The sequence below is a fragment of the Kitasatospora mediocidica KCTC 9733 genome, from assembly GCF_000744225.1.
Classification (GTDB): domain Bacteria; phylum Actinomycetota; class Actinomycetes; order Streptomycetales; family Streptomycetaceae; genus Kitasatospora; species Kitasatospora mediocidica.
Map to the genome: position 1 here is coordinate 216,212 of NZ_JQLN01000007.1, position 26,928 is coordinate 243,139.

Consider the following 26,928-nt stretch of genomic DNA (forward strand, 5'->3'; position numbering starts at 1 on the left):
GCGAGCGGGGTCGAGGGATGATCGAATTCAGGCTGCTGGGAACACTGGAGATCTTCGACGGACTGCACTGGAAATCGGTCGAAACGCCGAAGATCCGCAGCGTGCTCGCGGTGCTGCTGGCCGCTTCGGGCCGAGTGATCTCGATGGAACGGCTGGTCGAGGAGCTCTGGTACGACGGCCCGCAGCGCAAACGCGACCAGCGCAACCTGGTGCAGCAGTACGTGATGAAGCTGCGGCGCCAACTCGGCGACCACGACCACAGCATGCTGGTCACCAAGGCGCCCGGCTACCGCCTGCTCTTCGAGCCGGCCCGGTTGGACGCGCGGCGCTTCGACACCCTGCACGCCGAGGGGCAGGCGCTGTTCGGCGCGGGCTCCTACCGGCAGGCGTTCACCGTGCTCGGCGACGCGCTGAGCCTGTGGCGCGGCGCGGCCCTGGACGACGTGCCGGCCTCGCCGATCGTGCGCGCCGAGTCGGAGCGTCTGGAGGAGGCCAGGCTTGCCGCCGCCGAGATGCGGATCGACGCCAGCCACCGGACCGGCGGGCACGCCGTGACGCTGGCCGAGCTGCGCACGCTGCGCGACACCAACCCGCTCAGGGAGGGCCTCTGGGAGAAGGAGATGATCGCGCTCCTCGAATGCGGCCGCCGGGCCGACGCCCTGGAGGTCTACCAGCGCGCCCGCCGGACCCTCCAGGAGGAGCTGGGCCTCGAACCCGGCAGCGCCCTGCGCGACCTCCAGCAGCTCATCCTCACCGACGACTAGGACCGACCGGCGGGAACTCTCGGACACGGCCTGACGGCAGGTCAGCCATGCTTCGCGCGCGGTGGGTTACCCTCCTGATCAGGTGAGCCGGGAGGTCTGGTCGACACGGACGCCGGCGCCGGGGGCACCCGGGATCCCCACGTCGTCCAGGAGGTACTCGGTGATGCGCGGCGGGGCGTTCCTGGAGGCCGACTGGCGGCGCGAGACGCTGCACACCAACCTCTGGCTGGTGCCCGCGGTGGAGGCGATGGCCGCCGCCGGGCTGTTCGCGCTGACCCTGGCGCTGGACCGGGCCGCCTACGACGGCCGGTTCACCCTGGCGACCTGGGTGCTGAGCGGCACCGCCGACGGGGCCCGGCAGATCCTGACGACGATGGCCGCGGCGATCATCACGGTCGTCGGCCTGGTCTTCTCGATCACCATCGTGGCCCTGACCCTGGCCTCCACGCAGTTCGGCCCCCGGATGCTGCGCAACTTCATCCGGGACCGCGGGACCCAGCTGACCCTGGGCACGTTCGTGGCCACCTTCTTCTACACCGTGCTGGCCCTGGTCTCGATCAGCCCGGGCCCGCACGGCGACTTCGTCCCGCACCTGTCGATCACCGTGACGCTGGCCCTGACCGTGGTCGACCTCGCCATGCTCATCTACTTCATCAACCACATCGCCACCATGATCCAGCTCCCCCAGGTGGTCGCGAGCATCGCCGGTGACCTCTCCCGGGCCATCGAGGAGCAGGGCGGCCCGGACCCCGCCGCGCCGCCCGGCCTCGACAGCGGCCCCAGCCGCGACGAACTGCTCCTGCTGATCGGCGAGTCCGGCGCGGCGGTCGCCACCCCGGCCAGCGGCTACCTGCAGTACATCCGCCACGAGCGGCTGGTCAGGATCGCCGCCGAGTCCGACGCGGTACTCCATCTGCCGTACCGTCCGGGCCACTTCCTGGTCCAGGGGCAGCCACTGGCGGTCGTCTGGCCGCCCTCGGCGGCCGCCCGGGTGGCGCAGCAGCTGGCCCACGGCCAGGTCACCGGTCCGTACCGGACGCTGGCGCAGGACATCTCCTTCGGCGTCGACCAACTGGTGGAGATCGCGCTGCGCGCGCTGTCCACCGCGATCAACGACACCTTCACCGCGCTGACCTGCATCGACTGGCTGACCGACTGCCTCTGCCGGATCACCACCGGCTGGCACCCGCAGCGCGTCCACCGCGACCCGCACGGCCACATCCGGGTCATCGCCTACCAGCCCGACTACGACCGGCTGGTCCAGCGCTCCTTCGAGAAGATCCGCCAATCGGCCCTCGGTGTGCCGGCCGTGATGATCCGTCAACTCGAAGGCCTCTACAAGATCATGGAGCAGACCTCGATCCCCGGCCGCCGCCAGGTCCTGCTGGACCAGGCGGCGATGATCCAGCGCTCCTGCGACGCCTCCGTCCCCGAGGAGACCGACCGCCAGGACGTGCGGCACCGCTACGAGGCCCTGCTCGCACTCCACAACGCCACGACCCCGGAGCAGTGACGGTCCGTCAGGCAGCCTTGGCCAGCAGTGTCCACGGCTCGGGACGCGCCAGCGCCAGCCGCGGCTTGCGCGCGGCCCAGTACCGGACGGACGCCGCCATCACCGCCGCGGGGTCCTCGACCGTCCGAGTGGGCTCGAAGGGTTCGCTCATGCTGGTGTAGCTCTGGAACATCGCCAGCAGCTTCACGGCCTGGCTCTGGAAGGGCGAGAGGTACTGGTCGGCCAGCGGCAGGAAGAACCGGTCCCAGCTCTCCCCCGCGACGATCGGCGGCCGCTCGATCGGCGCCACGCCGTGCGCCGCGCGGCACTCGTTGAGGGTCTCGCAGACCACGTCGAGCAGGCCGCCCAGGGTCAGGCTCCCCCGGCCTCCCGCCAGCACCTCGGTGCGTACCGCGGCGGGTGGCGGCGCCAGCGCGGCGTCGACGATCAGCGCGGCGACCTCGTCGACGGGTCCGATCTCGGCGAAGCCGCCCGGGTCGCCGACCACCACCGCGGCCAGCCCCGAGACGAGCGCCTGCAACAGCGTGTACGGGCCGGAGAACCGGCCGATCTCACCACTGTCCCGGCGGCCGACGATCAACGGCGGCCGGACCACGGTCAGCGGCCCCGGGTGCTCCGCGCGGGCGATCTCCTCGCAGACGGCCTTGGACCACTCGTAGCCGTTGCGGTAGCCCTCGAACTCGGCGCCGCGCAGGTCCTGCGGGTTGCGCAGCCCGCCGACGTAGGCGGTGGAGACCTGGACGAGATGGGTGTCCCGGTCCGCCAGCGCCAGGACCGCCCGCAGCGGGCCGACGTTGGCGTTCGTCGCCTCCGCGCGGCTGAGGGTCCAGCGCGTGGTGGCCGCGGCGTGCACGATCACGTCCCAGTGGCCGGCCAGTTCGGCCGGCGCGGCCTCGGAGCCGATCCGCCAGCAGAGCGCCGGATCGTCGCCGGGCCGCCGGGCGACGCGGGTGAGGGTGTGCTCGTGCTCCCGCCGGACGGCCCGCAGCCGGCGCACGACCTCGGTCCCGACCACGCCGGTCGCGCCGGTCAGAAGGATTCGCATGACCATCCTCGTTTCCACTCGAACTCGAAGGGGCCCTCGGGTCCCCGGTCACTGCTCCGGGGTGAGCACCAGACAGGCGTTCTGGCCGCCGAACCCGAAGGAGTTGGACAGCACGGCGGCGGGAGCAACGGTGCGCGGCGTGCCGATCACCAGGTCCACCAGGTCGGCCTCCGGGCTGGAGACCAGGTTGGCGATCGGCGGCACCACACCGCGCGCGCCGCAGAGCAGGGCGAGCGCGGCCTCCAGGGCGCCCGAGCCGCCGATCAGATGGCCGGTCACGCCCTTGACGGCGGTGACCGGCGGCGGCTGGCCGCCGAAGCAGCGGTCGATCGCCCGGGCCTCGGCGCGGTCGTTGAGCACCGTCGACGTCCCGTGCGCGTTGACATGGCCGATGTCGGCGGGAGTCAGCCCGGCGTCGGCGACGGCGGCGCGCATGCAACGGGCCGCCACCTCACCCTCCTCCTGCGGGGCCACGATGTGGAAGGCGTCGCAGGTGTCGGCGTAGCCGGCGACCTCGCCGTAGATCCTCGCGCCGCGGGCCTGCGCCAGGTCCCAGCGCTCCAGGACCAGGACGGCCGCCCCCTCGCCCATCACGAAGCCGTCCCGGTCGGCGTCGAACGGGCGGCTGGCCAGCTCGGGGTCGGCGTTCCTGGCGGACATCGCCCGCATCCGGGCGAACGCGCCCATCACGACGGTGCTCACGGCCGAGTCGGTGCCGCCGGCCACCGCCGCGTCGAGCTGCCCGTACCTGATCCGGCGAGCCGCCTCGCCGACCGCCGTGGTCCCGCTGGCGCAGGCCGCGGAGTACGTCGTGCAGGAGCCCTGGAACCCGTAGCGCATCGCCAGCCGACAGGCCGCCGAGTTGGCCATGGTCCGGGGCACGGTGTGCACCGGCATCTCCCTCGGCCGCTCGCCATGGCTCAGGGTGACCGCCTCCATGCTCGGCAGCCCGCCGATGCCCGTGCCGATCTGCACGCCCACCCGGTCCGGCGCCAGGCCGGGCGGCAGCGCCGCCTCGGTGACGGCGTCCGCGGCGGCGCAGAGCAACAGGGCGGTGGTCCGGTCGATCTGGCGCGCCTCGCGGCGGGTGACGTACGCGTCGAGGTCGAACGGCGGCACCAGGCAGGCGATGTGCACCGGCAGGTCCTGGTCGACCAGCCGTCCTACCACGGCGGCGGTGGACCTGGCCTTCAGCACCGAGGTGAACGCCTCCTCGATCCCGTTGCCCGCGGGCGACTTCACCCCGATCCCGGTGACCGCGACCCGCCGGCCGCCCAAGGGGTGTGCACCCTGGGTGTGCGGCCCGCTCACGGCTGCCCGGCCGTACGGGCTTCGAGCAGGTCGATGGCGTGGCCGACGCTCTGCGCGCCGGTCAGGTCCTCCACCGCGATCCGCAGCGCCAGGGCCCGTTCCAACCGGGCGCCGATCTCCATCAGTTCCAGACTGTCGATGCCGTAGTCGACCAGCAGGCTGGTCTGCTCCCGGACCTCCTCGACCTCGGTGCCGAGCACGTCCGAGATGGCCGTCCTGACCACCAGGGCCAGTTCCTCACGAGTGGGCATGTCCGTCATTCCTTCCGAATGTGGCTGGGGGCCTGCGCAGGTTCGGGGAGCGGCGGTCAACCGCCGGCGGTCCGCTCGGCCACCGCCACGGCCGAGTCGAGGATCTCGACCGCCTCGGCGACGTCCGCCTCGGTGCTCACCAGCGGGGGCAGCAGGCGCACGGTGGTCGGCCGGCCCAGGCAGGGCGACACCAGCAGGCCCGCGGCGGCCAGTTCGACCACCACCGCGCCGGCGGCCCGCGGGCTGGTGAAGTCGATCCCGCGCAGCAGCCCCCGGCCGCGCAGCTCGGCCACCACGCCGGGGTGCCGCCGCCGGAGCAGCTCCAGTTCGGCGGCCAGCTGATCGCTCAGCATCCGCCCGTGCCCGGCCAGGTGCTCGATCGCGTCGAGCGCGGCGGGCAGCGCCGCGCAACTCAGCGGATGGCCGCCGAAGGTGGCGGAGTGCAGGAACGGGTCGGCGGCCAGCGGGGCGTACAACCGCTCGGAGCAGACCAGTGCCGACAGTGGCACCACCCCGCCGCCCAGCGGCTTGCCGAGCAGCACCGCGTCGACCGGCAGTCCCTCGGCCAGCGCGACCGACCGCTCCCCGCACCGGCGCAGCCCGCACTGGATCTCGTCGGCGATCACGAACGCGCCCTGCCGGGCGGCGTCCTCGCTCCAGCGCCGCAGCACGTCCAGGGGCAGCGCGGCGGCACCGTTCTCGCCCTGCACCGGTTCGAAGACGAGCGCGGCCACGTCCCCGCCGGCCAGCTCGCGCAGCACCGCCGCAGGGTCCGCCGGGTCCACGTGGACGACGTCCACGGCGCAGCCCCGCAGCCCCACCCGGTAGAGCGGACTGTGGGTCAGCGCGAGGGCGCCCAGGGACTTGCCGTGGAAGCCGCCGCGCACGGCGATCACCCGGGGGCGCCCACTGGCGAGCCGGGCCAGCTTGACCGCCACCTCCACCACGTCGGCGCCGTTGAGCCCGAAGTAGACCTTCGGCAGCACGTCGCCCAGGTACCCGGCGAGGCGGGCGGCGGCCCGGGCGGCCACCGGGTTGGCCAGGCTGCGGGTGGAGGTGGGCATGGTGTCGAGCTGGTGGCGGACCGCCGCCACTACCTCCGGGTGGCGGTGGCCGAGCAGCGTGACGGCGTACGAGCCGAAGTCCAGCACCGAACGACCGTCGGACAGCATCACCCGGCAGCCCTCGCCGGACGCCTCGACGGCTCCGCGTCCGGCGAAGCTGCCGGTCAGCGCGAGCTTCGGCGAGAGGTGGCGCCGCAGCCGCTCGAAGGCCTCGGCGGCGTCGTCCACCGCCGTCACGGGCCCGGCGGTCACCGGGCGACTCCCTGCGGCACGGCCGTCAGCCGCGCCTGGAGCGCCTGGAGCATCTGCTCGGCGTTCTCCCGCAGGGCGTCCGCGGCCACCGAGTTGAGCATCTCCGCGAGCAGCGGGATGCCGATGTCGAAGTCGACGTGCAGCGAGACGACGCAACCGCCGTCCGCCGTCGGGACGACCGCCCAGTGGCCGAGGAACTCGCCGAGGTCGCCGCTGGTCTGGCAGAAGTCGAACCGCCGGGCCGCCGGGTCGATCACCTCGTCCTCGGTCCAGCACAGGACCGAGCCCTTGAGCCGCACCGACCACGCGGTGGTGCGGTGCCGGTCGTCGGCCCGGTCGGTGATCACGACCGAGTCGACGCTCTCCATGCACCGCTGGTAGCTCTCCACGTCCACCACCGCCGCCCAGGCGACGTCGGGCGGGACGGCGATGGGCAGATCCACTTCAACGCGTGGCACGGGTGAGCCTTTCGTCATCGGGTCCGACGGACGGTCCGGGCGGGGGCGCCGCGTCGGCGGAGGGTACGGACGACGGCGCCGCGGCGGCGGACGCCGGAGCGTGCGGGCCCAGGGCGGCGGCCAGCGCCGTCGCCAGGGCCGGCGGGAGCAGTCGCCGCAGCAGCGCGCGGGGCAGCGGACGCAGGTGCGTCATCGCGTGCCACTGCTCGACCAGTTCGCAGCCGAGTTCCAGCTTCGGTTGGTAGGCGGTCTGGGCGAAGCGGATGTGGCGGCAGCCGGAGGCGATGGCCAGCCGGATCGCCGCGTAGTGCACGTTGTGGTAGAGCCGGGCCTCGTGGGCGATCCGGTAGTCCAGGCCGATCCGGGCTCCGGTGGCGCCCTGCCCGGCGAAGAAGCAGAGCAGGAACGCGACCAGCCGGTCGCCCTCGAAGCAGCCGACGAGGCGCCGGTGCGCGCCGGCCTCGCCGTGCACGGCGTCCAGGAACGAGGCGTCGAGCACGTCCAGCCGCTGGTCGGCGCGGTCCATCACCTGCCGGTAGAGGTCCAGGACCTGCGGCAGCAGGTGCCCGAAGTCGTCGAGCACCTCGGTCCGCAGCCCGGGCCACGCCTCGAACGTGCGGATCTTGCTCCGCGCGTTGCGCCGCGCCTTGGCCGGGAGCGCGGCCAGGTACTCCTCGAACGAGGCCTGCCCGAGCCGCAGTTCGGTGTCGGGCAGGCTCCGCAGGAGGAAGAAACCGGCGCCCTCCAGGGCCGCGCGCAGCGGGTCCAGCTCGGCGGGGGCGAAGTCCTTGAACACCACCGTGCCCAGCCGTTCCCGGCGCGCGAAGGCGACGACCTCCGCGACCAGCAGGCGGGCGGCCTGCGCCGGGAGCGGCCCGGCGGCCGCCAGATGGCCCTGGCCCAGCAGGTTCCCGCAGAACAGCATCGGCACCCGCAGCAGGCGCGGGAACAGCCGGCGCACCGGCGCCAGCAGCCGCCGCTCACGCGGGCCGACGATCTCGTCCAGCCGCAGCCGCCGGAACAGGCAGAGCGGCAGCACCGCCACCGCCTCGGCGCCGTGCCACAGCAGCAGGTAGGCGAAGCCGTCCGGCCCGATCCGGCCGCGCTCCATCGCGCGGAAGAGCGCGCGCGACCACATCGGGTCGTCGCGGGGCACCAGGCGCTCCCACAGCGCGGCGGGCAGCGACTCGACGCCGGGCAGCACCTCGACGCGGTACCCGGAGCTCACGGGGGCCACGGGCGTCACGGGTGCCACCTCCTCACCATCGTCGTCGGGGTCACCGGGCTCAGCCGATCCGCAGCGGACGGCCGTCCAGGAAGTCCCGCAGCGGACCGGCCATCCGGTTGCGGGACGGCGGGTGGAAGGTGAGGCCGGCGGCCGCCGCGGCCAGGTAACTGCCCTCCGGCGAGCTGATGAACGCCATGCCGCCGAGCGCGGCCAGACAGCGCCGGCTGGTGCGGGCGATCGCGTCCTGCGCCGCGTACCGCGCCGTCAGGGCGGCGACGAGCAGGGTGTCGCTCCACTCCTCGCCCTCCATCGCGCGGGCGACCGCCTCCACGGCGAGCATCGCGGCCTCGACGTCCACCGTGTACGGCGTCGGATCGTCACCACCGCCGCCCGGCCGGCTCAGCACCCGCTCGACGAGCGCGCTGGCCACCCCCAGGTAGCCCGCCGTCAGCAGCAGTTCGAACCAGAGGAACCCGGCCACGTTCAGGGCGTCGGGCACCGCGTCGGCGGTGACGTCGGTGAGCACCAGCATCTGCGGGTCGATCTCGACGTCGGTGAGGACCACCTCGTCGCTCTCCGCGCCGGCCAGGATCGGCGTCCGCCAGAACGGCCGCACCTCGACGCCCGGCGCCTTGGCCGGGACCAGCGCGACGGCCAGCCGGTCCACGCCCTGCTCGTCGGTCAGCGCCACGGACGCCGTCAGCAGGTCCATCGAACGCGCCAGGCTGCAGGGCATCTTGCTGCCGTTGAGCACGATCCGGTCGCCGCGCCGCTGGGCGGTGATGTGCGGGCGCAGGATGTTCTGACCGGTGTTGCCCTCGGCGAACCCGGAGGCCAGCAGCATCCCGTCCTTCGCGATCGCCTCCAGCAGCATCCCCTCCAGGCCGCTTCCGTACGTCGCGGCCTGCACCAGGCCCGCGATCGAGAAGTGGTGCATGGTGGTGGCCACCGCCAGCGACGGGCAGCGCGCCCCGACGGCCCGCTGCACCCGGACCGCCTGCAACGGGGTCGCCCCTGCTCCGGCGTTCTGCGCGGGCACCAGCAGCGCGGGGCCGCCGGCCTCGCGGAACTCGCGGATCGCCGGGCTCGGCGCCCGCTCCAACTCCTCCAGCGGGTACCGGGCGAGCGCGTCGTCCAGCCCGGGCATGAGGGCCTCCAGCGTGGCCCGTTCGCAATGCAGGAAGTTCACGGCAGTCCCTTCGAAGAACAGCAGAACAGTGGCGCCGGCTCACCTCGCCGCGTGCCCTAGCCGGTGCGCGCCAGCGGCAGTTCGTCGAACGAGCGCAGCGTGATGCTGGCGCGCCGCACCGGCCGCCCGGCCTGCCCGAGATCCGGGAACCGCTCCAGCAGCTGCCCGATCAGCACGGCGCCCTCCATCCGGGCCAGCGCGGCGCCGAGGCAGTGGTGCGCCCCGGCGCTGAAGCTCAGCGGCTTGACGTCCGCCCGCCGCACGCTGAACACGTCCGGCTCGGGGTGCCGCTCAGGGTCGCGGTTCGCCGCGCCCAGCACGGTGGTCACGCTCGCCCCCTCCGGGATCGCCAGGCCCCCGACCCGCACCGGCCGCGCCGTGATCCGCTCCGTCATCAGCGCGGGAGCGTCCCAGCGCAGTGACTCCTCGACGGCTGCCGGCACCAGCGCCGGTTCGGCCCGTACCAGCGCCGCCTGTCCGGGGTGGGTCAGCAGCGCGAAGACCGTCAGCCCGAGCATGCCCGTCACGGTCTCGAACCCGGCGACGAACACCAGCAGCAGGGTGTCGACCAACTCCCGCTCGGTCAGCCGGCTGTCGTCGGCGTCACGCATCTGGAGCAGCGTCGAGGCGAGGTCGTCGGCCGGACGCGCCCGCCGCTCGCGCAGCAGCGCGCCGAAGTACTCCCGCAGCGCCACCACCGCCCGGTCCGCCCGCGCCCAGTCCTCGGCCGAACGCACCGGCTCCAGCAACCGGCTGGCCTCCTTCCCCAGCTCCCGGAACTGTCCCTGCTCCTCGCGCGGCACCCCGATCAGCTCACCCACCACCGCCACCGGCAGCGGAGACCCCACCAGCTCCTGGAAATCGGCCGTCCCCCCACCCGAGAGCTCATCGGCGAACCCGTCCAGCAACTCCCCGCTGACCTTCTCCACCGCCCCCCGCAGCCCGGCCACCCGCCGCGCACTGAACCCGGCGGCCACCAACCGCCGCAACCGCTCGTGCCGCTCCCCGTTGCTGCCGAGCATCGACGCGTAGAAGAACGCCGCCGCCGGATGCTCCCGCCAGTCGACGACCTCCCGCGCACACCACTCGAGATCGGGCGCCAGGAAGTCGGCGCTGGTGAGAACTGCCTGACAGTCGGCATATCTCGTCAGAAAATACGTCCCGACAGTCGCATTGTAGTAAATCGGATCAGCCCGCCGGAGCTCGGCCAACGACGGATAAGGATTCTCCCTGCCCTCCGCGGTGAAAATCGAAAAGAGAATCGACTCGCTATCCACCATGCCAGGCAGCGTACCCGAAATTCCTTATACACACGACACCGTTTCCTGGGGGCCCAAATTCATTCCATACGACCATGATCTCCCTGCGCGCAGTGCCACCGACCCCCCGCCCCCAGTACCACCATCGCCCCACACCCGCCCCCGTGCGGCTGCTACGGTTCCGTCCGTGGCAAACGCGATGCGCATCGGCTTGGTGTCTTTCGGCCCTCGCGAGTTCGAGGCCCTCCATACGACCTGTTCGGAGCAGGGGCACGATCCCGTCGTCCACGTCTACTGCCGTTCGATGCGCCCGAGAACACCCACCGACGCCTATTCCGCGACCGTCGCCGGACAGCTCCTGCGGGCCATTCCCGCCGGAATCGACCTACTGCTCCCCGGCAGCTCCGAAGGACTGGCGGACGCCCTCCCCGGATACCGCCTGGACCTCCTGGTGGTCTACGGATTCTCCTGGCGGCTGCCGCCCTCGGTCCTGCGGATCCCCCGGCTCGGCGTCCTCAACATCCACAGCTCCCTGCTGCCGCAATACCGCGGCCCGGCGCCGGTGCTGTGGGCGATCCGCAACGGCGACAGTCACCTCGGCGTGACGGTCCACCGGATGGACGAGACCTTCGACACCGGCCCGGTCATCGCCCGCCGGGGCGGCATCCCGATCGAGGACGACGTCACCCCGGACCGGCTCTGGCCACACCTCGGACCGGTCATCCGCGGCCTGCTGGCCGACGCCCTGCAGCGCGTCGCCGACGGAGACCCCGGCGAGCCGCAGGACGAGCCTCGGCCAGCCACGCCGGCCTGCTGGAACCGGAGTTCTTCACCGTCGACACCACCAGGACCGTCGCGGAGGTGCACAACCAGGTCCGCACCTTCCGCTTCATGGGCCCGGACCTCGGCCCCGTCGCCGAGATCGACGGCCGCCCTCACGGTGCTGCGCACCCGGACCTCCCCGGGCAGCGGAATCCGGCTGGAATGCGCCGACGGCCCGATCTGGATCACCGAGTCGGCGCCCCCGCAGGCCCCCTGACCCTCACCCGTCCCCGGGCAGCCGCCCGAGCCGCCACGCAATCCGCCGTCGCAACGCGAGCGCCTGTGGATCGTCGAAACCCGCCAGCAACCCGAGCGCGTCCGCCCAGTGCTTCCCGGCCCGCTCGGCCGCGCCGTCGGCGTCCAGGCAGAGCGCCAGATTCCCCAGCGCGCCGGCCAGTTGCCAGCGGTCGTCGAGCTCCCGGTGGATCCCGGCGGCCTCCCGGTGCAGGTCCGCCGCCTCACCGAACCTGCCGAGATCCCGGCATGCCTCCCCCGCCCGGTCCAGCGCGGTGGCCGTACGACTGCGGTCACCGAGCCGCCGCTGGACGGACGCCGCCCGCCGGCACAGGGCCAGCGCGTCGAGCGGCGGCGGCCGGCAGGCCGAACTCGTTCCCGGGGTGCAGGCCCAGGAGTCTGAACAGCCTGGCCGCGGCCTCGGGCAGCGCCCGGTACGACCAGGCGAACACGCTGCTCATCGCGTCCGCCTCCTCCTCGGCCTCCGCCGTCAGGACGTCCCAGCGCACCGACTCGTCCTTCAGGTCCTCGATCAACTCCGCGAGCAGCATCCGCGGTCGGCCGGCGGCCCTCTCGGCGGCTATCCGCAGCGCGAGCGGCAACTGCGCACACAGCCGCGCCAGCTCCGTCAGCTCGTCAGGATCGTCATGGGTCCGGTAGTCCGCCGTCACGACGCGCAGCAGCCGGACGGCGTCGCTCTCCGGAAACCTCCTCAGCTCCAGCCGGAGCGCACCCTCCCGGGCGACCAGGCCGGAGAGACTGTTCCGGCTGGTCACCAGGACGAGGGCGCCGGCCGTCCCGGGGAGCAGCGGGCGCACCTGGGCGGCCGTCGCGGCGTTGTCGAGCACGACCAGCATCCGGCGGTCGGCCATGATCGAGCGGTAGAGCGAGGCCCGGTCGTCGGCGCCGACCGGCACGGCGACGGCGGGAACGCCCAGGTCCCGCAGGAAGCGGTCGAGCACCTGCTCCGGTGCGACCGGAGCGGCCGAGTCGTGCCCTCGGAGATTGACGTACAGCGGCGCCGGCCGGGAACCATCGACGCACGCTGTGTGCCCAGTGCAGCGCCAGCGAGGTCTTGCCCACCCCAGCCGTGCCGGTGACGAGTGCCACGGCGACCACCGGCGCCGCCTCCCGGTCGGGGGCGGCGATGCTGTTCAGATGCCCGATCTCGCCGCTGCGGTTGACGAAGTGCCGACCGGCAACCGGAAGTTGACGTGGCGTCACGGAAAACGCCTGGTCCGCCGCCTCGATGCGCCGGTGGTAGCTCTCCATCTCCGCGCGCCCGGCCTCCAGCAGCCTCAGCGATTCGTCCCAGCGCCCTTCGGCGAATGCCGTCCAGCTGTCGTATCCCGGTTCCCTGAAGGTTTGACCACGCTCCATCTTCCAGAAGCCGAGGTCGGTGATACTCCAGAAATTGCACTCGAAGTCCACGTAATAGGCATCCAGCTCCATACGCTCGCCCGTCGCCCCCGCGAGCAGGTCATTCATGGGGAATGTCCGGCTTCGCGGCGATGATGGTCGCCCGGGGAATGACCACCAGGCGCTCACCGGGATCCACGCTCACCCCGTCCGGAAGCCTGCCCTCGTACGATGCGGTGAGCTCGCGGCCGATGACCGCGATGTCCCCGTTGTCCAGTTCCCAGATGTCCGGGCAGCTGGAGTTCCCGGACGTCTGACCGAGTTCGTGTGACGATTTGCCCAGCCGTCGCACGAAGGATGCCGATGGATCGGGTTCCCACTTGGCGTCCACTCGCCCCCCTGAAAGTGAAAGAAAATCCGGCCACAAAAGATATCGCAGCAGGGAAATCACGCCAAGGGGGCGACCGTTAGTGACACATTTCGCACGGAATTTTAATCTGCATAATCGGAATTCCCTGGTCCACATCAAGCAGTCGGGATTCCCGCTCCGGCCACGCGTCAGTGCAGGGTGCTCATCGCCGCCGCGTCGAAGGCGGTGAGCTCCTCCGTGCGGCCCTGGAGGATCTTCGCGGCCCACTCGGGGTCCGCCAGCAGGGCACGGCCGACCGCGACGAGGTCGAACTCGTCACGCTCCAGGCGGTCCAGCAGGGCGTCGATGTCCGCGACGCCGCCGCCCTCGCCGCGGAACGACTTGGTGAACTCGCTGTCGAGGCCGACCGACCCGACGCTGATCGTGGCCTTGCCCGAGAGCTTCTTCGCCCAGCCCGCCAGGTTGAGGTCGGAGCCCTCGAACTCCGGCAGCCAGTACCGGCGGGTGGAGCAGTGGAAGGCGTCGGCGCCGGCCTCGGCGAGCGGGGTGAGGATGGCTTCGAGCTCCTGCGGCGACTCGGCGATCCGGGCCCGGTAGTCACCCATCTTCCACTGGGACATCCGGAAGATGATCGGGAAGTCGGCCGACACGGCGCTGCGGCAGGCGGCCACGATCTCGGCGGCGAACCTGGTGCGGGAGACGAGGTCGCCTCCGTAGCCGTCGGTGCGCCGGTTGGTGTGGGCCCAGAGGAACTGGTCGATCAGGTAGCCGTGGGCGCCGTGCAGTTCGATGCCGTCGAAACCACGCGCCTCGGCCGCGCCGGCGGCGGCGGCGAAGGCGGCGATCACGTCGTCCAGGTCCTCGGCGGTCATCGCCTGCCCCGGGTCCGACCCGAGCACCGGGACTCCGGACGGGCCGACCCGGGGGGCGTCCACCACCGGCGGAGCGCCGGCGGAGCGTGCCATCCCGACGTGCCAGAGCTGCGGGACGATCGCGCCGCCGGCCTGGTGCACGGCCTCGGCGACGCCGGCCCAGCCCGCGAGCGCGTCCTCACCGTGGAAGTGCGGGACGGCGTCACTGGTGCCCGCCGAGGCGTGGTTGACGTAGGTGCCCTCGGTGATGATCAGGCCCACCCCGGCGGCCGCGCGCCGGGCGTAGTACTGCGCCACGTCGGCGCCGGGGATCCCGCCGGGCGAGAACTCGCGGGTCATCGGCGCCATCGCGATCCGGTTGCGGACGGTCAGGCTTCCCAGGGAGTAGGGACGGGCGAGTATGGCTGAGGCACGCGGGGCTGAGCTGCCGGGGATCAAGACATCCACCTTCGGTCGTCGACAGTGGACCGCGTCTCGGAACGGCACGGCCCACCTGCGGCAACTCCACAGAGCGCCCCGCCGATTCCCGGCACGGGCCGCGGAGGCGCTCAGTCGCCGGCGAGTGCGCCGTCGGCCGCGTCGGTCATGCCCAGTCGCAGGTGCTCGACGTGGTACGCGGCCTGGTCGAGGAGCTCGGCGACATGGTGGTCGTACAGCGCGTACACCACCGAGCGGCCGCGGCGCTCGCCGACCACCAGGCCGAGATTGCGCAGCAGTCGCAGCTGGTGCGAGCAGGCGGACTGCTCCATGCCGACGGCCGCGGCCAGTTCGGTGGCGGGCAGCGGGCCTTCGCGCAGTCGGGCGAGGATCAGCAGCCGGGAGGGGGTGGCGAGGGCCTGCAGGGTGGTGGCGACCTTGGCGGCGTTGTCCGCGTCGATGCGGGTGCGCGGCGCGCTGTTCTCGGCGGTGGTGACGACTCCGTGACCCATGCGACCATCCTACCGATGACACATGAAGGCCTGTTCATGTGTTCCTGTATGGTGGATGCACCGCGTCGCACCGGTCCACCGTCGTGCGTGCCCTCCCCCGCCTGCGCGAAGGAACACCCCGCCATGCCCTCCACCCTCACCACCCGCCCGGCGCCCCCGGCCGCCCCGCGCGCCGGGTCCGCTCCGCGGCGTCGCACCCGCGTCCTCGCGCTGGCCGAGGCCCGCTGGGCCGCGGCCGCCACCGTCGCGTTCGTGCTCGCGCTGACGCTGCACCTCACCGGCGCGCCCGGCTGGACGGCGGTCTCGCTCTACGCCCTCGCCTGCGTGACGGGCGGCTGGGAACCGGCCTGGGCCGGTCTGCGGGCGCTGCGCGAGAAGACCCTCGACGTGGACCTGCTGATGATCGTCGCCGCGATCGGCGCCGCCTCGATCGGCCAACTGACCGACGGCGCCCTGCTGATCGTCATCTTCGCCACCTCGGGCGCGCTGGAGGCGCTGGCCACCGCCCGCACCCAGGACTCGGTGCGCGGCCTGCTCGACCTCGCACCCGCCACCGCCACCCGCCTGCCGGCCGACGGCGGTGAGGAGACGGTCCCCACCGAGGCGCTGGCGGTCGGCGACGTCCTGCTGATCCGGCCCGGCGAGCGGGTGGGCGCCGACGGACGCGTGCTGGACGGCGCGAGCGAGGTCGACCAGGCCACCATCACCGGCGAACCGCTGCCGGTCGCCAAGCAGGCCGGGGACGAGGTCTTCGCCGGCACCCTGAACGGCACCGGCGCCCTGCGGGTCGTGGTGGAACGGGATCCCGGCGATTCGGTGATCGCCCGGATCGTCGCGATGGTCGAGGAGGCGTCGCAGACCAAGGCGCCCACCCAGCTGTTCATCGAGAAGGTCGAGCAGCGGTACTCGCTGGGCATGGTCGTCGCCACCCTGGCCGTCTTCCTGGTCCCGCTCGCGTTCGGCGCCGCTGTGACCGGCTCGCTGCTGCGGGCCATGACGTTCATGATCGTCGCGTCCCCGTGCGCCGTGGTGCTGGCCACCATGCCCCCGCTGCTGTCGGCGATCGCCAACGCCGGACGGCACGGCGTGCTGGTGAAGTCCGCCGTCGTGATGGAACGCCTCGGACAGGTCGACGCCGTCGCGCTGGACAAGACCGGCACGCTGACCGAGGGCACCCCGCGGATCACCGACGTCCGCCCGCTGACGGGCGGCGGGCCGTCGGCCGACGAGCTGCTCGCGCTGGCGGCAGCCGCCGAGCACGCCAGCGAACACCCGCTGGCCCGGGCCGTCGTGGGCGCCGCCCGTGAGCGCGGCCTGGTCGTCCCGGCGGCGTCGGATTTCGCCTCCACCCCCGGCGTCGGGGTCACCGCCACCGTCCGCGGCGCCGTGATCGCCGTCGGCGCGCCGGACCGGCTGGGCCCGCTGCCCGCTCAGGCGGCAGCCGTCGCCGAGGAGTTGGAGCGCGGCGGGCGCACCGCCGTGCTGGTCACCCAGGACGGGAGCGCGCTCGGCCTGCTCGGCATCGCCGACCGCCTGCGTCCGGACGCCGCCGAGACCGTGGCCGCGCTGACCGTCCTGACCGGCACCACGCCGATGCTGGTCACCGGCGACAATCCGCGCGCCGCCGCCCGGCTCGCGGCCGAGGTCGGCATCACCGACGTCCGCGCCGGCCTGCTGCCGCAGGACAAGGTGGGCGCCGTCCGGGAGCGGGAGCGGGCCGGGCGCCGCGTGCTGGTGATCGGCGACGGCGTGAACGACGCACCCGCGCTCGCCGCCGCCCACACCGGCGTCGCGATGGGCCGGGCCGGCTCGGACCTCGCCCTGGAGACCGCCGACGCCGTCGTCGTGCGCGACGAACTCGCCACCGTGCCCACCGTGGTGGCGCTCTCCCGGGCGGCCCGGAGGCTGGTGGTGCAGAACCTGGTGATCGCCTCGGTGTTCATCTCCGGCCTGGTGGTCTGGGACCTGGCCGGGCATCTGCCGCTGCCGCTCGGCGTCCTCGGCCACGAGGGCTCGACCGTCATCGTCGGCCTCAACGGCCTGCGCCTGCTGCGCGACGCGGCCTGGCGGCGGGCCCGCGCCGCGAGCACCCGCGACAGCCGTCCCGCTTCACTCCTCGCGGATGCCCCAGGGTGAGCCGTAGGCGGTCAACAGCTCCAGGAACGGCTTGGGCGCGAACGCCTCGGGGCCGAGCACACCGGAGCCCGACCAGGCGCCGGTGGCGAGCAGTTCCAGGGCGATCACCGGATTGATCGCGGTCTGCCACACCACGGCCTGCGAGCCGTACTCCCGCATGGACCACTGGTTGTCGACCACGTGGTAGAGGTACACCTCGCGTGGCCGGCCGTCCCTGGTCCCCTTCACCCAGGTGCCGGCGCAGGTCCGGCCGCGCATCCGGTCACCCAGTGTGGCGGGGTCCGGCAGGCAGGCGGCGACCAGGTCGCGCGGAGCGACCTGGACCACCCCGGCGCTGCTGGACACCGCGACCGGCTCGGTGCGGTCCAGGCCGAGCATCCGCAGGGTCCTCAGCACCTGGATGAAGTCCGCGCCGAGCCCGTACTTGAAGGTGACCCGCCGCGCCTTCACCCAGCGCGGCACCAGCAGCACCTCCTCGTGCTCCACGTTGACGCACTCCACCGGCCCGATCCCGTCGGGGAAGTCGAAGACCTCCGGCTCGCTGAACGGCTCGGTGGTGTACCAGCCCCGGTCGGCCTCGTAGACCACCGGAGGGTTCAGGCACTCCTCGATGGTGGTCCAGATGCTGAACGAGGGGGCGAAGTCGTAGCCGTCGACCGTGAGGTCCGCGCCGTCGCGCACGCCGATCTCCTCGATCTCGTCGAAGAGCTCGTCGGCGGCATAGCGGGCGAAGACGTCCGAGAGCCCCGGTTCGACGCCCATCCCGCACAGCGCCAGGCGGCCTGCCCGCTCCCAGTGGACGGACTGCTCGAACTGGGCGTCGCCGAGCTTGACGCCGCACTCCCGGTAGGGCCGCTCGGGGTGCGGACGGGACAGCGACATCGCCATGTCGAGGTAGTCGGCGTCGGCGGCCAGCGCCGCTTCGAACAGCGGCAGCACGAAACGCGGGTCGGTGGCGTTGAGCAGCACGCCGCACCGGTGCTCGGTCAGCAGCCGGGTGACGGCCGCCCGGTCGGAGGCGTCCACCCGCACCGCCCGGAAGCGGGCGTCCCCGCTCCCCTGCCCCTCGCCCGGGCCGCCGCTCAGCGCGGCCACCGCCGCCTCGGCGCGCGCGAGGTCGTAGTCGGCGACCACGAAGTGCTCGAAGAACGCGCGGCGCGCCGCGATCCGGGTCACCGCGGTGCCCACACCGCCCGCCCCGACGAGGAGAATTCGCATCTCAGCTCCCGCTCCCCGGCCGCTGCTCTCCGCTCTCACGGCTCGTCCCGGGCGGCGGCACTGACCGGCACGTCCGGGTGGCGGAACCAGGATCCCTGCACCGCCCACTGGACCAGCATCAGCACCACCCCGAGCAGCAGGGCGCCGATACCGATCACGGTCACCCCGCCGGTCTCGCCGAAGACCGGCAGGTTGATCGAGGTCGTGCCGTAGTCGGGCTTGGCGTACACGTCGAAGGCGGCGTAGCAGAAGAAGTAGAGCAGGATCAGGCCGCCGAGCCCCGGCAGCAGGCCCTTGATCATGAAGTCCCGGAAGCTGCGGGTGAGCTGACGGCGGAAGTACCAGACGCAGGCGAAGCCGGTCAGGCCGTAGTAGAAGGCGATGCCCAGGCCGACCGAGGCGATCGAGTCGGCCAGCACGTTGCTGCTGATCAGCGTCAGCAGGACGTAGAACGCGATCGAGGCGACGCCCATCACGACGGTGGACCAGGTGGGCGTGAGGAACCGGCGGTGCACCCGGGCGAACTGCTCGGGGATGGCCTTGTGCGCGGCCATCGAGAAGGTGGTGCGGGCCGTCGGCAGGATGGTGGTCTGGGTGGAAGCGGCGGAGGAGGTCAGCACCATGAAGATCAGCAGTTTGGTGAGGAACCACCCCAGGCCCTGGCTGCCGAAGACCGCGTTGCCCAGCCCGGAGAGCACGTCCCCGGAGTTGTCCGGGTTGGCCAGGCCGATACCGGTGGTGCCGACGCCGGCGAAGGCCTGCGCCGAGGTGGAGACCAGGGCGTAGATGATCAGCAGCAGGACAGTGGAGATGACCGCCGCCCGGCCCGGCGTCCGCGCGCTGTCGGCGGTCTCCTCGTTGACGGACACCGCCGTGTCCCAGCCCCAGTAGATGAAGACGGCAGCCAGGATGCCGCTGGTCAGGGCGCTGGCCGAGGCGACGTTGAGTGGGTTGAACCAGGACCACGAGACCCGGATCGCGGTGGCGGGCGCGGAGCTGCCGTAGGCCTTGACCAGGGCGGTGATCGAGAGCAGCAGCAGCATGGCGACCTCGACGCAGAGCAGCCAGCGCTGGAGAGCGGCCGAGATCTCGATGCCGACGTAGCAGATCGCCGTCATCACGATGATCCACACCACGCCGGCGATGGTCGTCCAGGTCTTGTTCCCGGCTAGCGAGTCCAGGCCGAGCAGCCGGAAGCCGTAGATGCCGGCGATCTGGGCGAGGTTCGCCATGACGATCACGTCGGCGATGACGATGCCCCAGCCGCCCATCCAGCCGGTGCGCGGCCCGAAGGCGCGCGCCGCCCAGGTGAAGGTGGTGCCGCAGTCCGGGTCGGCGGCGTTCAGTTCCTTGTACGCGAAGGCGATCAGCAGCATCGGGATGAACGCCAGGATCGTGATGATCGGCGCCTGGAGGCCCACGCCCACCACGATCAGCCCGAGGGTGGCCGCCAGGCTGTACGCCGGTGCGGTGGAGGCCAGCCCGATGGCGACCGACGAGAACAGTCCCAGGGCGCCGGTCTTGAGCCCCTTCTCGCCGGCGCCCGACCCAGGAGCGAGCATTCCCGTGCTGGTCGCACGATCACCGGGGGTATTCGACACAGGGACCCACCTCACTCGTGCACGACGCCCCGGCCGGCCGGCGACGGCGTCTTCTGTCCCGGGACAGCTGCCCTGGGCAGCGCACACCACGGGCAGGCCCTACGAGCCACCATTTTCCGCGCACCCGACCGGTTCTGCCAGGGCTGGGACGTCGTTGTCACCTGACTGGCTCCCGTGACCGGCTACCGGACGGCCGGCGCCGACCGCACCGGCCTGCCGGGAGCTCCGACTACGCCGCCACCATCCGGCCGAGGGATTCCAGGCGGTCCAGGTCCTGCGGCGAGAGCCGCAGCGCGCCGGCCGCGACGTTGTCGGCCAGGTGGTCCGGGTTGCCGGTGCCGGGGATCGCCAGCACGTGCGGCCCGCGCTGCAGCGTCCACGCCAGCCGGACCTGCGCGGCCGTCACGCCGTGCGCCCGGGCGACGGCGAGGACCTCGTCGGCCTCGGTGCGGCTCGCCCCCTCCTCGCGCCCCTCGCCGGCGATGGCGAAGAAGGGGACGAACGCGATGCCCTGCTCCCCGCAGACCCGCAGCAGGTCGTCGTCGCCCGGGCGCCGCGAGTCGAGGCTGTAACGGTTCTGGACGCAGACCACCGGTGCGATGGCCTGCGCCTCGGCGAGGTGCCCGGACCCGACGTTCGACAGGCCCAGGTGACGGATCAGCCCGGCGTCGCGCAGTTCGGCCAGCGCACCGAAGTGCTCGGCGATCGAATCCGCCCCTCTCCAGCGCAGGTTCACCACGTCCAGCTGGTCCCGGCCCAGCTGGCGCAGGTTCTCCTCGACCTGGCCGCGCAGCTGCTCCGGAGCCGCCCAGGGCAGCCACTCCCCGGACGGGCCCCGGCCGGGGCCGACCTTGGTGGTGATGACCAGGTCGTCGGGGTAGGGCGCCAGCGCACGGTTGATCAACTCGTTGGCGGAGCGCAGCGACGAGAAGTAGAAGGCCGCGGTGTCGATGTGGTTCACCCCGAGCTCAACGGCCCGGCGCAGCACCCCGATCACCCTGCCCCGGTCACTCGGAGTGCCCTGGTCGAAGGCGCCACTGCCGGTGAGCCGCATCGCACCGAAGCCCATCCGGTGGACGGTGAGGTCACCGAGCCGCCAGCTGCCCGCGGCATCGGCGGTGATCGTCTGCGCGCTCGTCATGGGAGAGGCCTTTCGTGAGGGCTTGCACGATGGGTCGTCAGCTGATAGAGTAGTAAGTGGTGGGCTTTGCCTTGCAGTTGTCGCCACTGAGACAGAATAGTGGCTGGGCATGCAAGCCGTCCAGTGGTGGATTGTGCGCGGTACGTTCCAGGTATGACCGCCGCCCCTCCCCCACAGCGCCCGCTCCTCCTGCTGGACGTGGACGGCCCGCTGAATCCGTACGGCGCGAAGCCCCACCGCCGCCCCGACGGTTACCGCACCCACCGCCTGCTGACGCCCCGTTGGGTGGCCTCCGAGCGCCAGCGGCTCGCGGCCTGGGGTATCCCGGAGAGCCGGCCGAGGCCGTTGCGGGTCTGGCTCAACCCCGGCCACGGTCCCGCGCTGCTGGCGCTGCCCTTCGACCTGGTCTGGGCGACCACCTGGGAGGAGGAGGCCAACGCGTACGTGTCCCCGGCCCTCGGGCTGCCCGAACTCCCCTTCATCGCCTGGCCCGTACCCCGCCGGACGCCGGAGGTCGGGGTGTTCTGGAAGACCCCCGAGATCGTCGCGTGGGTGGCGGGCCGACCATTCGCCTGGGTCGACGACGAGATCGGCGAGGCCGACCGCGCCTGGGTGCGCGCCCATCACCCCGGCCCCGCCCTGCTGCGCCGGGTGGACCCCAAACTGGGCCTGCTGCCCGAGGACTTCGCCGCGCTCCGCCGGTTCGCCGAGGAGCAGGCCGCCGAGCCCGGCGTCCCGGCCTGCGGATAGCGGCTCACGAAGCTGCCCGCGTGCGGCGCGGCGGCGGGCGGGCGCGGCGGCGGCCGGCTGGGGACGGCGGCGGCCGGCTGGGGACGGCGGCGGGTCGATGTGGGGCGGTCGGGGTACGACCCGCCGCCTGGCCTGCGCGGGGAGGCCGCTAGCATGCCGGGAACGTCCGGCGTCGCGAGGGTTACTGCCGGGCGGTGTCAAGACCCCGTAGCGCAGCGGCAGGCGCGCCGCCTCCGCAGGGTGGGTGCGCCGGTTCGAGTGCGGTCGGGTCCACCACTCAGGCCGGGCAGGCCGGTACGCGGGGAGCGGCAGTGCAGCACGTCGAGGTGACGGACGAGGAACTCGCCGCCTTCTCCCGGATGGTCGGCCGGCTGCGCGAGTTGCCGGTGGAGCATCCGGCGCGGCTGCGGGCCGAGCGGGTGGCCGAGGCCTTCGTGCGGGAGGGGCGGCACCGGCGTCGCAAGACCCGCCGGGCCGAACTCGCCGCCGTGGACGGCGCCGTGGACGCCACCCTGACCGCTGCGACCGTCACCGGGGACCTGGCCCGCCGCGAGGACGCGCCGCTCGCGCTGCCCGCCGTTCCGGAGCCGGTCGGCGAGTTCCGCCGGCCGCGTCGCTGCTATGTCTGCAAGGCGAGTTACCGGCAGGTGGACAGCTTCTACCACGCGCTCTGCCCGGACTGCGCACGCGACAACGCCGCCCGCCGCGCGCTCTCCACCGACCTGCGGGGCCGCCGGGCGCTGCTCACCGGTGGGCGGGTCAAGATAGGTTTCCAGCTGGCTCTGATGATGCTCCGGGACGGCGTCGAACTGATCGTCACCAGCCGTTTCCCGCACGACACGGTCCGGCGCTTCCAGGCAGCGCCCGGCAGCGCGGGGTGGCTGGACCGGCTCACCGTGGTCGGCATCGACCTGCGTGATCCGCGCCAGGTGCTCGGGCTCTGCGAGAGCCTGCGCGCCGAGGGGCGGCCGCTCGACATCCTGGTCAACAACGCCGCCCAGACGCTGCGCCGACCGCCCGGCTCCTACGCCCTGCTGGCCGCCGGCGAGCACGCCCCGCTGCCGCCCGGCACCGACGCGCGGCGCGCGGTCGCCGTCTCGCACGCGCCGGGCTTTCGCCCGATGCCCGCGCTGACGGCCGCCTGGCCGGCCGCCGAGCTGGGCCCCGGCGGGCCGGCCGGCGAGGTCGCCCCGGCGGTGGACGCCCCCGACGAGGCCGGGCTGCTGCCGGACACCGCGGCCGAGAACTCCTGGACCGCCCGGCTCGGCACGCTGGACCCCGCCGAGGTGCTGGAGACCCAACTGGTCAACGCGCTGGCCCCGGCGCTGCCCTGCGACCGCCTGTTGCCCCTGCTGCTGGCGGCGCCGCACCCGAACCGCTACATCGTCAACGTCACCGCCGTCGAGGGCCGCTTCACCGTGCGCAACAAGACCGCCGGACACCCGCACACCAACATGGCCAAGGCCGCGCTGAACATGCTCACCCGCACCAGCGCGGCCGAACTCGCCGCGCAGGGCGTGCACATGTGCGCGGTCGACACCGGTTGGATCACCGACGAGAACCCGGCGCCGAAGAAGGCCCGGATCGCCGCACGCGGGATCCGCACCCCGCTGGACATCGTCGACGGCGCCGCCCGCGTCTACGACCCGATCGTGCGCGGCGAGGCGGGCGACCCGGTGGCCGGGGTCTTCCTCAAGGACTACCGGGAGGCGGCGTGGTGAGCGGCGGAACGGCCAGAGCGCGCCGCGGGTCACCGGCTGGCGGTGGCCTTCGCCTTCACCTTGGGCAGCGTGGCGAAGAGCTCGATCCAGAAACGCTGCTGCTCCGCCGTCGCACCGACCAGGTAGGTCGAGCGCAGCTTCGCCGGCAGCCGGCGGACCAGCCGGGCCACCGCCTCGCGGTGCCGGCGCAGCTGCGACAACTCGGCGTTGGCGATGGCCTGGTGGACGAGGTCGGTGTCGTTCCCGCCCTCGCTGGACAGCTCGGCGGCCCGCTGCAACCGGGTCTCCCAGGCATCGACGTCGGCGGCGATCTCCTGGAGGCCGGTCACCGGTCGGCCGGCCAGCCGCTCGGTCAGCGCGGTGAGCGAGACGGGCGCGTACTCGCCGTCCCCCAGGTAGACCGTGCCCATCTGCAGCGGGAGGTCGTGCTGGTGCAGCTTGATCAGGCGTTCCATGGTGCGCTTGGTGATCCAGCCCCGACCCTCCTCGTCGAGGTCGTTCTTCCACCACTCCAGGACCGTCTCGGCGACCGGTCCGTAGCGGGCTATCAGCCATTCGTTGGCGGGGATGTCGGCCGGGTCGACGTCCAGTGAGGCGGTGAAGCGGGTGGCCTGGGCGATGTTGTTGCGGGAGACCAGCAGCTTGCGCCCCAGGTGGTAGGGCGGATTCTGCAGGGCGATCTGCGCGCGCAGGCCCTCGATCCGGTGACCGGCGATCGACCACTCCTGGGTGATCTCCATCAGCTTGGCGAAGGCCGCCTTGTCCTTGGGGCGGTTGTACTCGTCCCAGATGATCGCCTTCGGTGCGGGGCCGGTGAAGCTGAGGGCGAGGAGGTTCTCCAAGGTGCCGTCGGGGGTGGGGACCGGCGCGCAGAGGTCCTCGACATTGGTGACCGGCATCGAGAAGTAGAGCGGCTCGCGGCCCAGGCTCTCCCGGGTCAACTCCCGGACCATTTCGGTCTTTCCGCAGCCGGGCGGCCCCTGCAGCAGGACGGCCCAACGGTTGGCCAGCGCGGCCCGCAGCACCCGGCGCACCGGATCGGCGATCCGGGCGGGGTTGCGGACGCCGATGGCGTCGGCGATCCGGTCCAGGATCTCGTGCGTCCGGTCGACGCCTGGCGCACCGGACACACCGGCCGCACCGGACGCACCGGGCTCGGCCAGCCGCAGCCGCTCGCCGTTGACCAGCGGCAGTCCCCAGATCAGCGGGAACCCCTCGCGCGCATTGGCGAGAACGTGCTCCAGGGTGCGCGGGGAGAGCAGCTCGCGGACGGCCGGGGTGAGCGAGGCCCAGAGGGCGAAGACCGGCTTGAGGTCCCAGTCGGGGTGGCGGGCGGCCAGCACCTGACGCCAGGCGGTGTCATTGGCGGTGATCTTGATGGTCACCATCCGGTCCAGGATGGCGAGGTCGCTGCGCCGCGCGCTGGTCTCGGCCAGCGACTCGTTGTCGGCGAGGAACACCCCGACGCAGCCGAGCGCCCGCAGGTCGTACTCACCGAGCGTCCAGTTGCAGGCGATCTGCATCAGCTGGGACTGGATGGTGTCGCCGGCCTGCAGGGAGTCGTCGATCAGCAGCACGAACGGCCGCCCCGGCCGCAACTGGCTCATCACCAGCTGACGCAGCACCAGTGCGCCCGTCGCCTCGTCCCGGACCGGGGCGTTGGCCAGCAGGTCGTCGGGGGTGAGGTTGGCCGCCGGGACGACGACCAGCTGGACGTCCGGACGGGCGGCGGCCAGGTGCGCGTGAAAGGTGGAGGTCTTGCCGATGCCGTGCTCGCCGAAGACCTGCCCGGTCTGGCCCAGCGCGATCATCGCGTCGATGAACGACTCCAGCCGCGAGGCACCTGTCCAGCCCTCGGGCGGGGCCGGGTAGGTCGCGGTGGCCCGCCAGGGCCGGGCGGGTGCGGCGGTGCCGGTCATGACGCTCCTGTGGTGACGCGATGGCAGGCCATCTGCGGGTGGTGGTGGTCGGGCCAGTCGGTGCCGCCGTCGGTGATCAGCCAGATCCACTTGTCGGGCTCGGCCGGGGTGACGGGCGGCGCGTAGCCGTCGGTGAGCACGACGACGGCGTCCGGGCGCTCCTCGAAGCGCCGGCCCTCGCCCCCGACGGACCGGCCCTCGACATAGTCCACCACCGCCTGGAAACTGGTGCCGCCACCGCCGTGGACCCGCTCACCGGGACGGAACGGCATGACGACGGCGTCGAAGGAGAGCCAGTGCGCCTCGACGCCGTCGATCCGGCCGACCAGCTCGGTCAGCCAGTCGATGACCGAGTCCGGCATCGAACCGGACGTGTCGTAGGCGATGACCAGCACCTTCTGCCGGATCGGACCGCGCCGCGAGAGCATCGGCGGATGGCCCAGCGCCGCGAGCAGCGCGCCGCGTTTCCTGGGGTAGACCAACCGCTCGCCCTCGCCGAGCTTGCCGGCCAGGACGTCCACCAGCCAGCGCTGCCACCAGTCGACCCGGCCGGTGCGGGTGATCCCTCCGCGCAGCAGCCCGGCCCCGAGCCGGCCCCAGAGCCCGGCCGTCCGCTCGGAGGCGCCCTCGGTGCGGTGGAGCAGGTCGAGCAGCTCCTGTTCGGCGCCGCGATGGCCGCGCCGGGCCGCTAGCAGCGCGTTGAGCAGCACGGACGAGCCGACCGCGTCGATCGTCTCCTGGTCGGCGGGCGGCCCGTGGCCGTCCAGGTGCGGGCAGTACTCGGCCGGCACCGGTGGGTTCCTCATCCGGCTGAGCTCGCTGTAGACGCTCTGGTCGGTGTCGACGAAGGCCGCGTAGTCGACCGGTGCCAGGCCCTGGTCGGCGAGGTCGGCTTGGTAGAGCCGGTGGATCTCGTACGGGTCGATGCCGACCGGTTCGCCGTCGCGGGTGGGCAGTTCGGTGCCCTGGCCGAGCCTGCTCAGCGCGACGTGGTTGATGGTCACCTCGGCGGCCAGCTTGAACACCGGGTCGGCGCGCAGCTCGGGATCGACCAGCAGGTGTCGCTGGATCAGGTGCCGCGCCTCGTGGAAGAGCACGAACTTGACCCCGCGCAGGCCGATCGCGACGAAGAAGTCGGGGTTGTAGAGGAGCAGGCAGCTGCCGTCCCCCGAGGCCACCACGGCGGCGGTGTCGATGGCGGTGGTGGCCAGCTGGTGGTGGCACTTGGTGTAGAGCCAGGAGGCGACGGCGGACTCGGTCAGGCCGAAGTCCAACAGCGCGGCCTCCTTGAGGTGGTGCGCCTCGGCCAGCACCTCGGGGGCGGCCGGGCGCCACTGGCGCAGCGCCTGGCGGTCGGTCAGGTCGATCACGTGGGTGGTCGGTGCGCCGTACGGCATGGCGGCTCTCCCTTCGGTCCGGACACCTCATAGGTACCAGGCGGGACTGACACCGGCTCAGGCGCGGTCGCCAGGCCGGCGCGAAGGCATCGCGCCATCCTCGGCGGGTAAGGGCGGTCACAAGG

The 26,928-nt window shown here is 72.7% G+C and carries 24 protein-coding genes; 6 read left to right on the forward strand and 18 right to left on the reverse strand.

Annotated features, from left to right (window positions below; translation table 11 throughout):
- The first annotated feature begins 17 nt into the window (after positions 1-17).
- Together BS80_RS31375 and BS80_RS31380 are read left to right on the forward strand one after the other, a co-directional pair.
- Positions 18-764 carry an AfsR/SARP family transcriptional regulator gene (locus tag BS80_RS31375; protein ID WP_035806407.1) on the forward strand — a complete coding sequence of 249 codons (747 nt, stop codon included), beginning with the start codon at positions 18-20 and terminating at the stop codon, positions 762-764.
- Between the two features lie 163 nt (positions 765-927).
- Positions 928-2,277 (forward strand): DUF2254 domain-containing protein, encoded by a 1,350-nt coding sequence (locus BS80_RS31380; protein ID WP_035804604.1) that lies wholly within the window; start codon positions 928-930, stop codon positions 2,275-2,277.
- Positions 2,278-2,284: 7 nt separating this feature from the next.
- Here BS80_RS31380 and BS80_RS31385 read toward each other — a convergent pair whose 3' ends face one another.
- Genes BS80_RS31385 through BS80_RS31420 form a run of 8 tightly spaced genes read right to left on the reverse strand, consistent with a single transcriptional unit; the run spans position 2,285 to position 10,097 of the window.
- Complete coding sequence (locus BS80_RS31385) at positions 2,285-3,322, reverse strand: SDR family oxidoreductase (RefSeq protein ID WP_035806408.1); 1,038 nt, start codon at positions 3,320-3,322, stop codon at positions 2,285-2,287.
- A gap of 48 nt (positions 3,323-3,370) precedes the next feature.
- On the reverse strand, positions 3,371-4,600 hold the full coding sequence (locus BS80_RS31390; protein WP_035804605.1) for a beta-ketoacyl-[acyl-carrier-protein] synthase family protein: 1,230 nt from the start codon (positions 4,598-4,600) through the stop codon (positions 3,371-3,373).
- A 29-nt stretch (positions 4,601-4,629) separates the two neighbouring features.
- The gene (locus BS80_RS31395) at positions 4,630-4,884 is read right to left on the reverse strand and encodes an acyl carrier protein (protein WP_083975601.1); all 255 of its coding nucleotides are present in this window, start codon (positions 4,882-4,884) and stop codon (positions 4,630-4,632) included.
- A gap of 56 nt (positions 4,885-4,940) precedes the next feature.
- Positions 4,941-6,200, reverse strand: coding sequence for an aspartate aminotransferase family protein (locus tag BS80_RS31400; RefSeq protein WP_035804606.1), 1,260 nt, complete (start codon positions 6,198-6,200; stop codon positions 4,941-4,943).
- Positions 6,197-6,658: a type II toxin-antitoxin system RatA family toxin gene (locus tag BS80_RS31405; protein ID WP_035804607.1), complete on the reverse strand. Its 462-nt coding sequence runs from the start codon at positions 6,656-6,658 to the stop codon at positions 6,197-6,199. Before BS80_RS31405 ends, BS80_RS31400 begins: the two co-directional genes overlap by 4 nt.
- Positions 6,645-7,904 (reverse strand): GNAT family N-acetyltransferase, encoded by a 1,260-nt coding sequence (locus BS80_RS31410; protein WP_063772127.1) that lies wholly within the window; start codon positions 7,902-7,904, stop codon positions 6,645-6,647. Before BS80_RS31410 ends, BS80_RS31405 begins: the two co-directional genes overlap by 14 nt.
- A 40-nt stretch (positions 7,905-7,944) precedes the next feature.
- Positions 7,945-9,075 carry an acyl-CoA dehydrogenase family protein gene (locus BS80_RS31415; RefSeq protein ID WP_035804609.1) on the reverse strand — a complete coding sequence of 377 codons (1,131 nt, stop codon included), beginning with the start codon at positions 9,073-9,075 and terminating at the stop codon, positions 7,945-7,947.
- Between the two features lie 56 nt (positions 9,076-9,131).
- Positions 9,132-10,097, reverse strand: coding sequence for a cytochrome P450 (locus BS80_RS31420; protein WP_051967464.1), 966 nt, complete (start codon positions 10,095-10,097; stop codon positions 9,132-9,134).
- Positions 10,098-10,533: 436 nt separating this feature from the next.
- Here BS80_RS31420 and BS80_RS31425 point away from each other — a divergent pair, with 436 nt between their 5' ends.
- A complete protein-coding gene (locus BS80_RS31425; RefSeq protein WP_232246789.1) occupies positions 10,534-11,373 on the forward strand; it encodes a methionyl-tRNA formyltransferase in 840 nt (279 codons plus the stop codon).
- Between the two features lie 3 nt (positions 11,374-11,376).
- Here the strand turns inward: BS80_RS31425 and BS80_RS41295 are convergent, their stop codons facing one another.
- The 5 genes from BS80_RS41295 to BS80_RS31445 form a co-directional block, all read right to left on the reverse strand.
- Positions 11,377-11,730 (reverse strand): hypothetical protein, encoded by a 354-nt coding sequence (locus tag BS80_RS41295; RefSeq protein WP_157536798.1) that lies wholly within the window; start codon positions 11,728-11,730, stop codon positions 11,377-11,379.
- Entirely contained in the window at positions 11,684-12,352 is a 669-nt protein-coding gene (locus BS80_RS31430) for a hypothetical protein (RefSeq protein WP_051967465.1), read from the reverse strand. The genes BS80_RS41295 and BS80_RS31430 overlap by 47 nt, the downstream gene beginning before the upstream one ends.
- Before the next feature lie 518 nt (positions 12,353-12,870).
- Positions 12,871-13,140: a hypothetical protein gene (locus tag BS80_RS39975; RefSeq protein ID WP_083975602.1), complete on the reverse strand. Its 270-nt coding sequence runs from the start codon at positions 13,138-13,140 to the stop codon at positions 12,871-12,873.
- 167 nt (positions 13,141-13,307) lie between these two features.
- Positions 13,308-14,426: an NADH:flavin oxidoreductase gene (locus BS80_RS31440; protein WP_035806412.1), complete on the reverse strand. Its 1,119-nt coding sequence runs from the start codon at positions 14,424-14,426 to the stop codon at positions 13,308-13,310.
- A 113-nt stretch (positions 14,427-14,539) separates the two neighbouring features.
- Positions 14,540-14,920, reverse strand: coding sequence for an ArsR/SmtB family transcription factor (locus tag BS80_RS31445; protein WP_035804614.1), 381 nt, complete (start codon positions 14,918-14,920; stop codon positions 14,540-14,542).
- Positions 14,921-15,043: 123 nt separating this feature from the next.
- On the opposite strand from BS80_RS31445, the gene BS80_RS31450 reads away from it, so the two are divergent.
- The gene (locus BS80_RS31450) at positions 15,044-17,056 is read left to right on the forward strand and encodes a heavy metal translocating P-type ATPase (protein ID WP_035804615.1); all 2,013 of its coding nucleotides are present in this window, start codon (positions 15,044-15,046) and stop codon (positions 17,054-17,056) included.
- On the opposite strand, the gene BS80_RS31455 is transcribed toward BS80_RS31450, so the two are convergent.
- The 3 genes from BS80_RS31455 to BS80_RS31465 all read right to left on the reverse strand — a co-directional run bounded on the left by BS80_RS31455 (position 17,030) and on the right by BS80_RS31465 (position 21,016).
- Positions 17,030-18,274 carry a saccharopine dehydrogenase C-terminal domain-containing protein gene (locus tag BS80_RS31455; RefSeq protein WP_035804617.1) on the reverse strand — a complete coding sequence of 415 codons (1,245 nt, stop codon included), beginning with the start codon at positions 18,272-18,274 and terminating at the stop codon, positions 17,030-17,032. The genes BS80_RS31450 and BS80_RS31455 overlap by 27 nt on opposite strands.
- Before the next feature lie 35 nt (positions 18,275-18,309).
- Positions 18,310-19,875 carry an APC family permease gene (locus BS80_RS31460; protein WP_232246727.1) on the reverse strand — a complete coding sequence of 522 codons (1,566 nt, stop codon included), beginning with the start codon at positions 19,873-19,875 and terminating at the stop codon, positions 18,310-18,312.
- Between the two features lie 229 nt (positions 19,876-20,104).
- Entirely contained in the window at positions 20,105-21,016 is a 912-nt protein-coding gene (locus BS80_RS31465; protein WP_035804620.1) for an oxidoreductase, read from the reverse strand.
- 153 nt (positions 21,017-21,169) lie between these two features.
- On the opposite strand from BS80_RS31465, the gene BS80_RS31470 reads away from it, so the two are divergent.
- Positions 21,170-21,766 carry an HAD domain-containing protein gene (locus BS80_RS31470; RefSeq protein ID WP_035804621.1) on the forward strand — a complete coding sequence of 199 codons (597 nt, stop codon included), beginning with the start codon at positions 21,170-21,172 and terminating at the stop codon, positions 21,764-21,766.
- A 359-nt stretch (positions 21,767-22,125) separates the two neighbouring features.
- Positions 22,126-23,487 carry an SDR family NAD(P)-dependent oxidoreductase gene (locus BS80_RS31480; RefSeq protein ID WP_051967699.1) on the forward strand — a complete coding sequence of 454 codons (1,362 nt, stop codon included), beginning with the start codon at positions 22,126-22,128 and terminating at the stop codon, positions 23,485-23,487.
- Between the two features lie 29 nt (positions 23,488-23,516).
- Here the strand turns inward: BS80_RS31480 and BS80_RS31485 are convergent, their stop codons facing one another.
- Both BS80_RS31485 and BS80_RS31490 read right to left on the reverse strand, forming a co-directional pair.
- Positions 23,517-25,406 carry a MoxR family ATPase gene (locus BS80_RS31485; RefSeq protein WP_035804624.1) on the reverse strand — a complete coding sequence of 630 codons (1,890 nt, stop codon included), beginning with the start codon at positions 25,404-25,406 and terminating at the stop codon, positions 23,517-23,519.
- Positions 25,403-26,803 (reverse strand): DUF2201 family putative metallopeptidase, encoded by a 1,401-nt coding sequence (locus BS80_RS31490; RefSeq protein ID WP_035804626.1) that lies wholly within the window; start codon positions 26,801-26,803, stop codon positions 25,403-25,405. Before BS80_RS31490 ends, BS80_RS31485 begins: the two co-directional genes overlap by 4 nt.
- Positions 26,804-26,928: the final 125 nt, after the last annotated feature.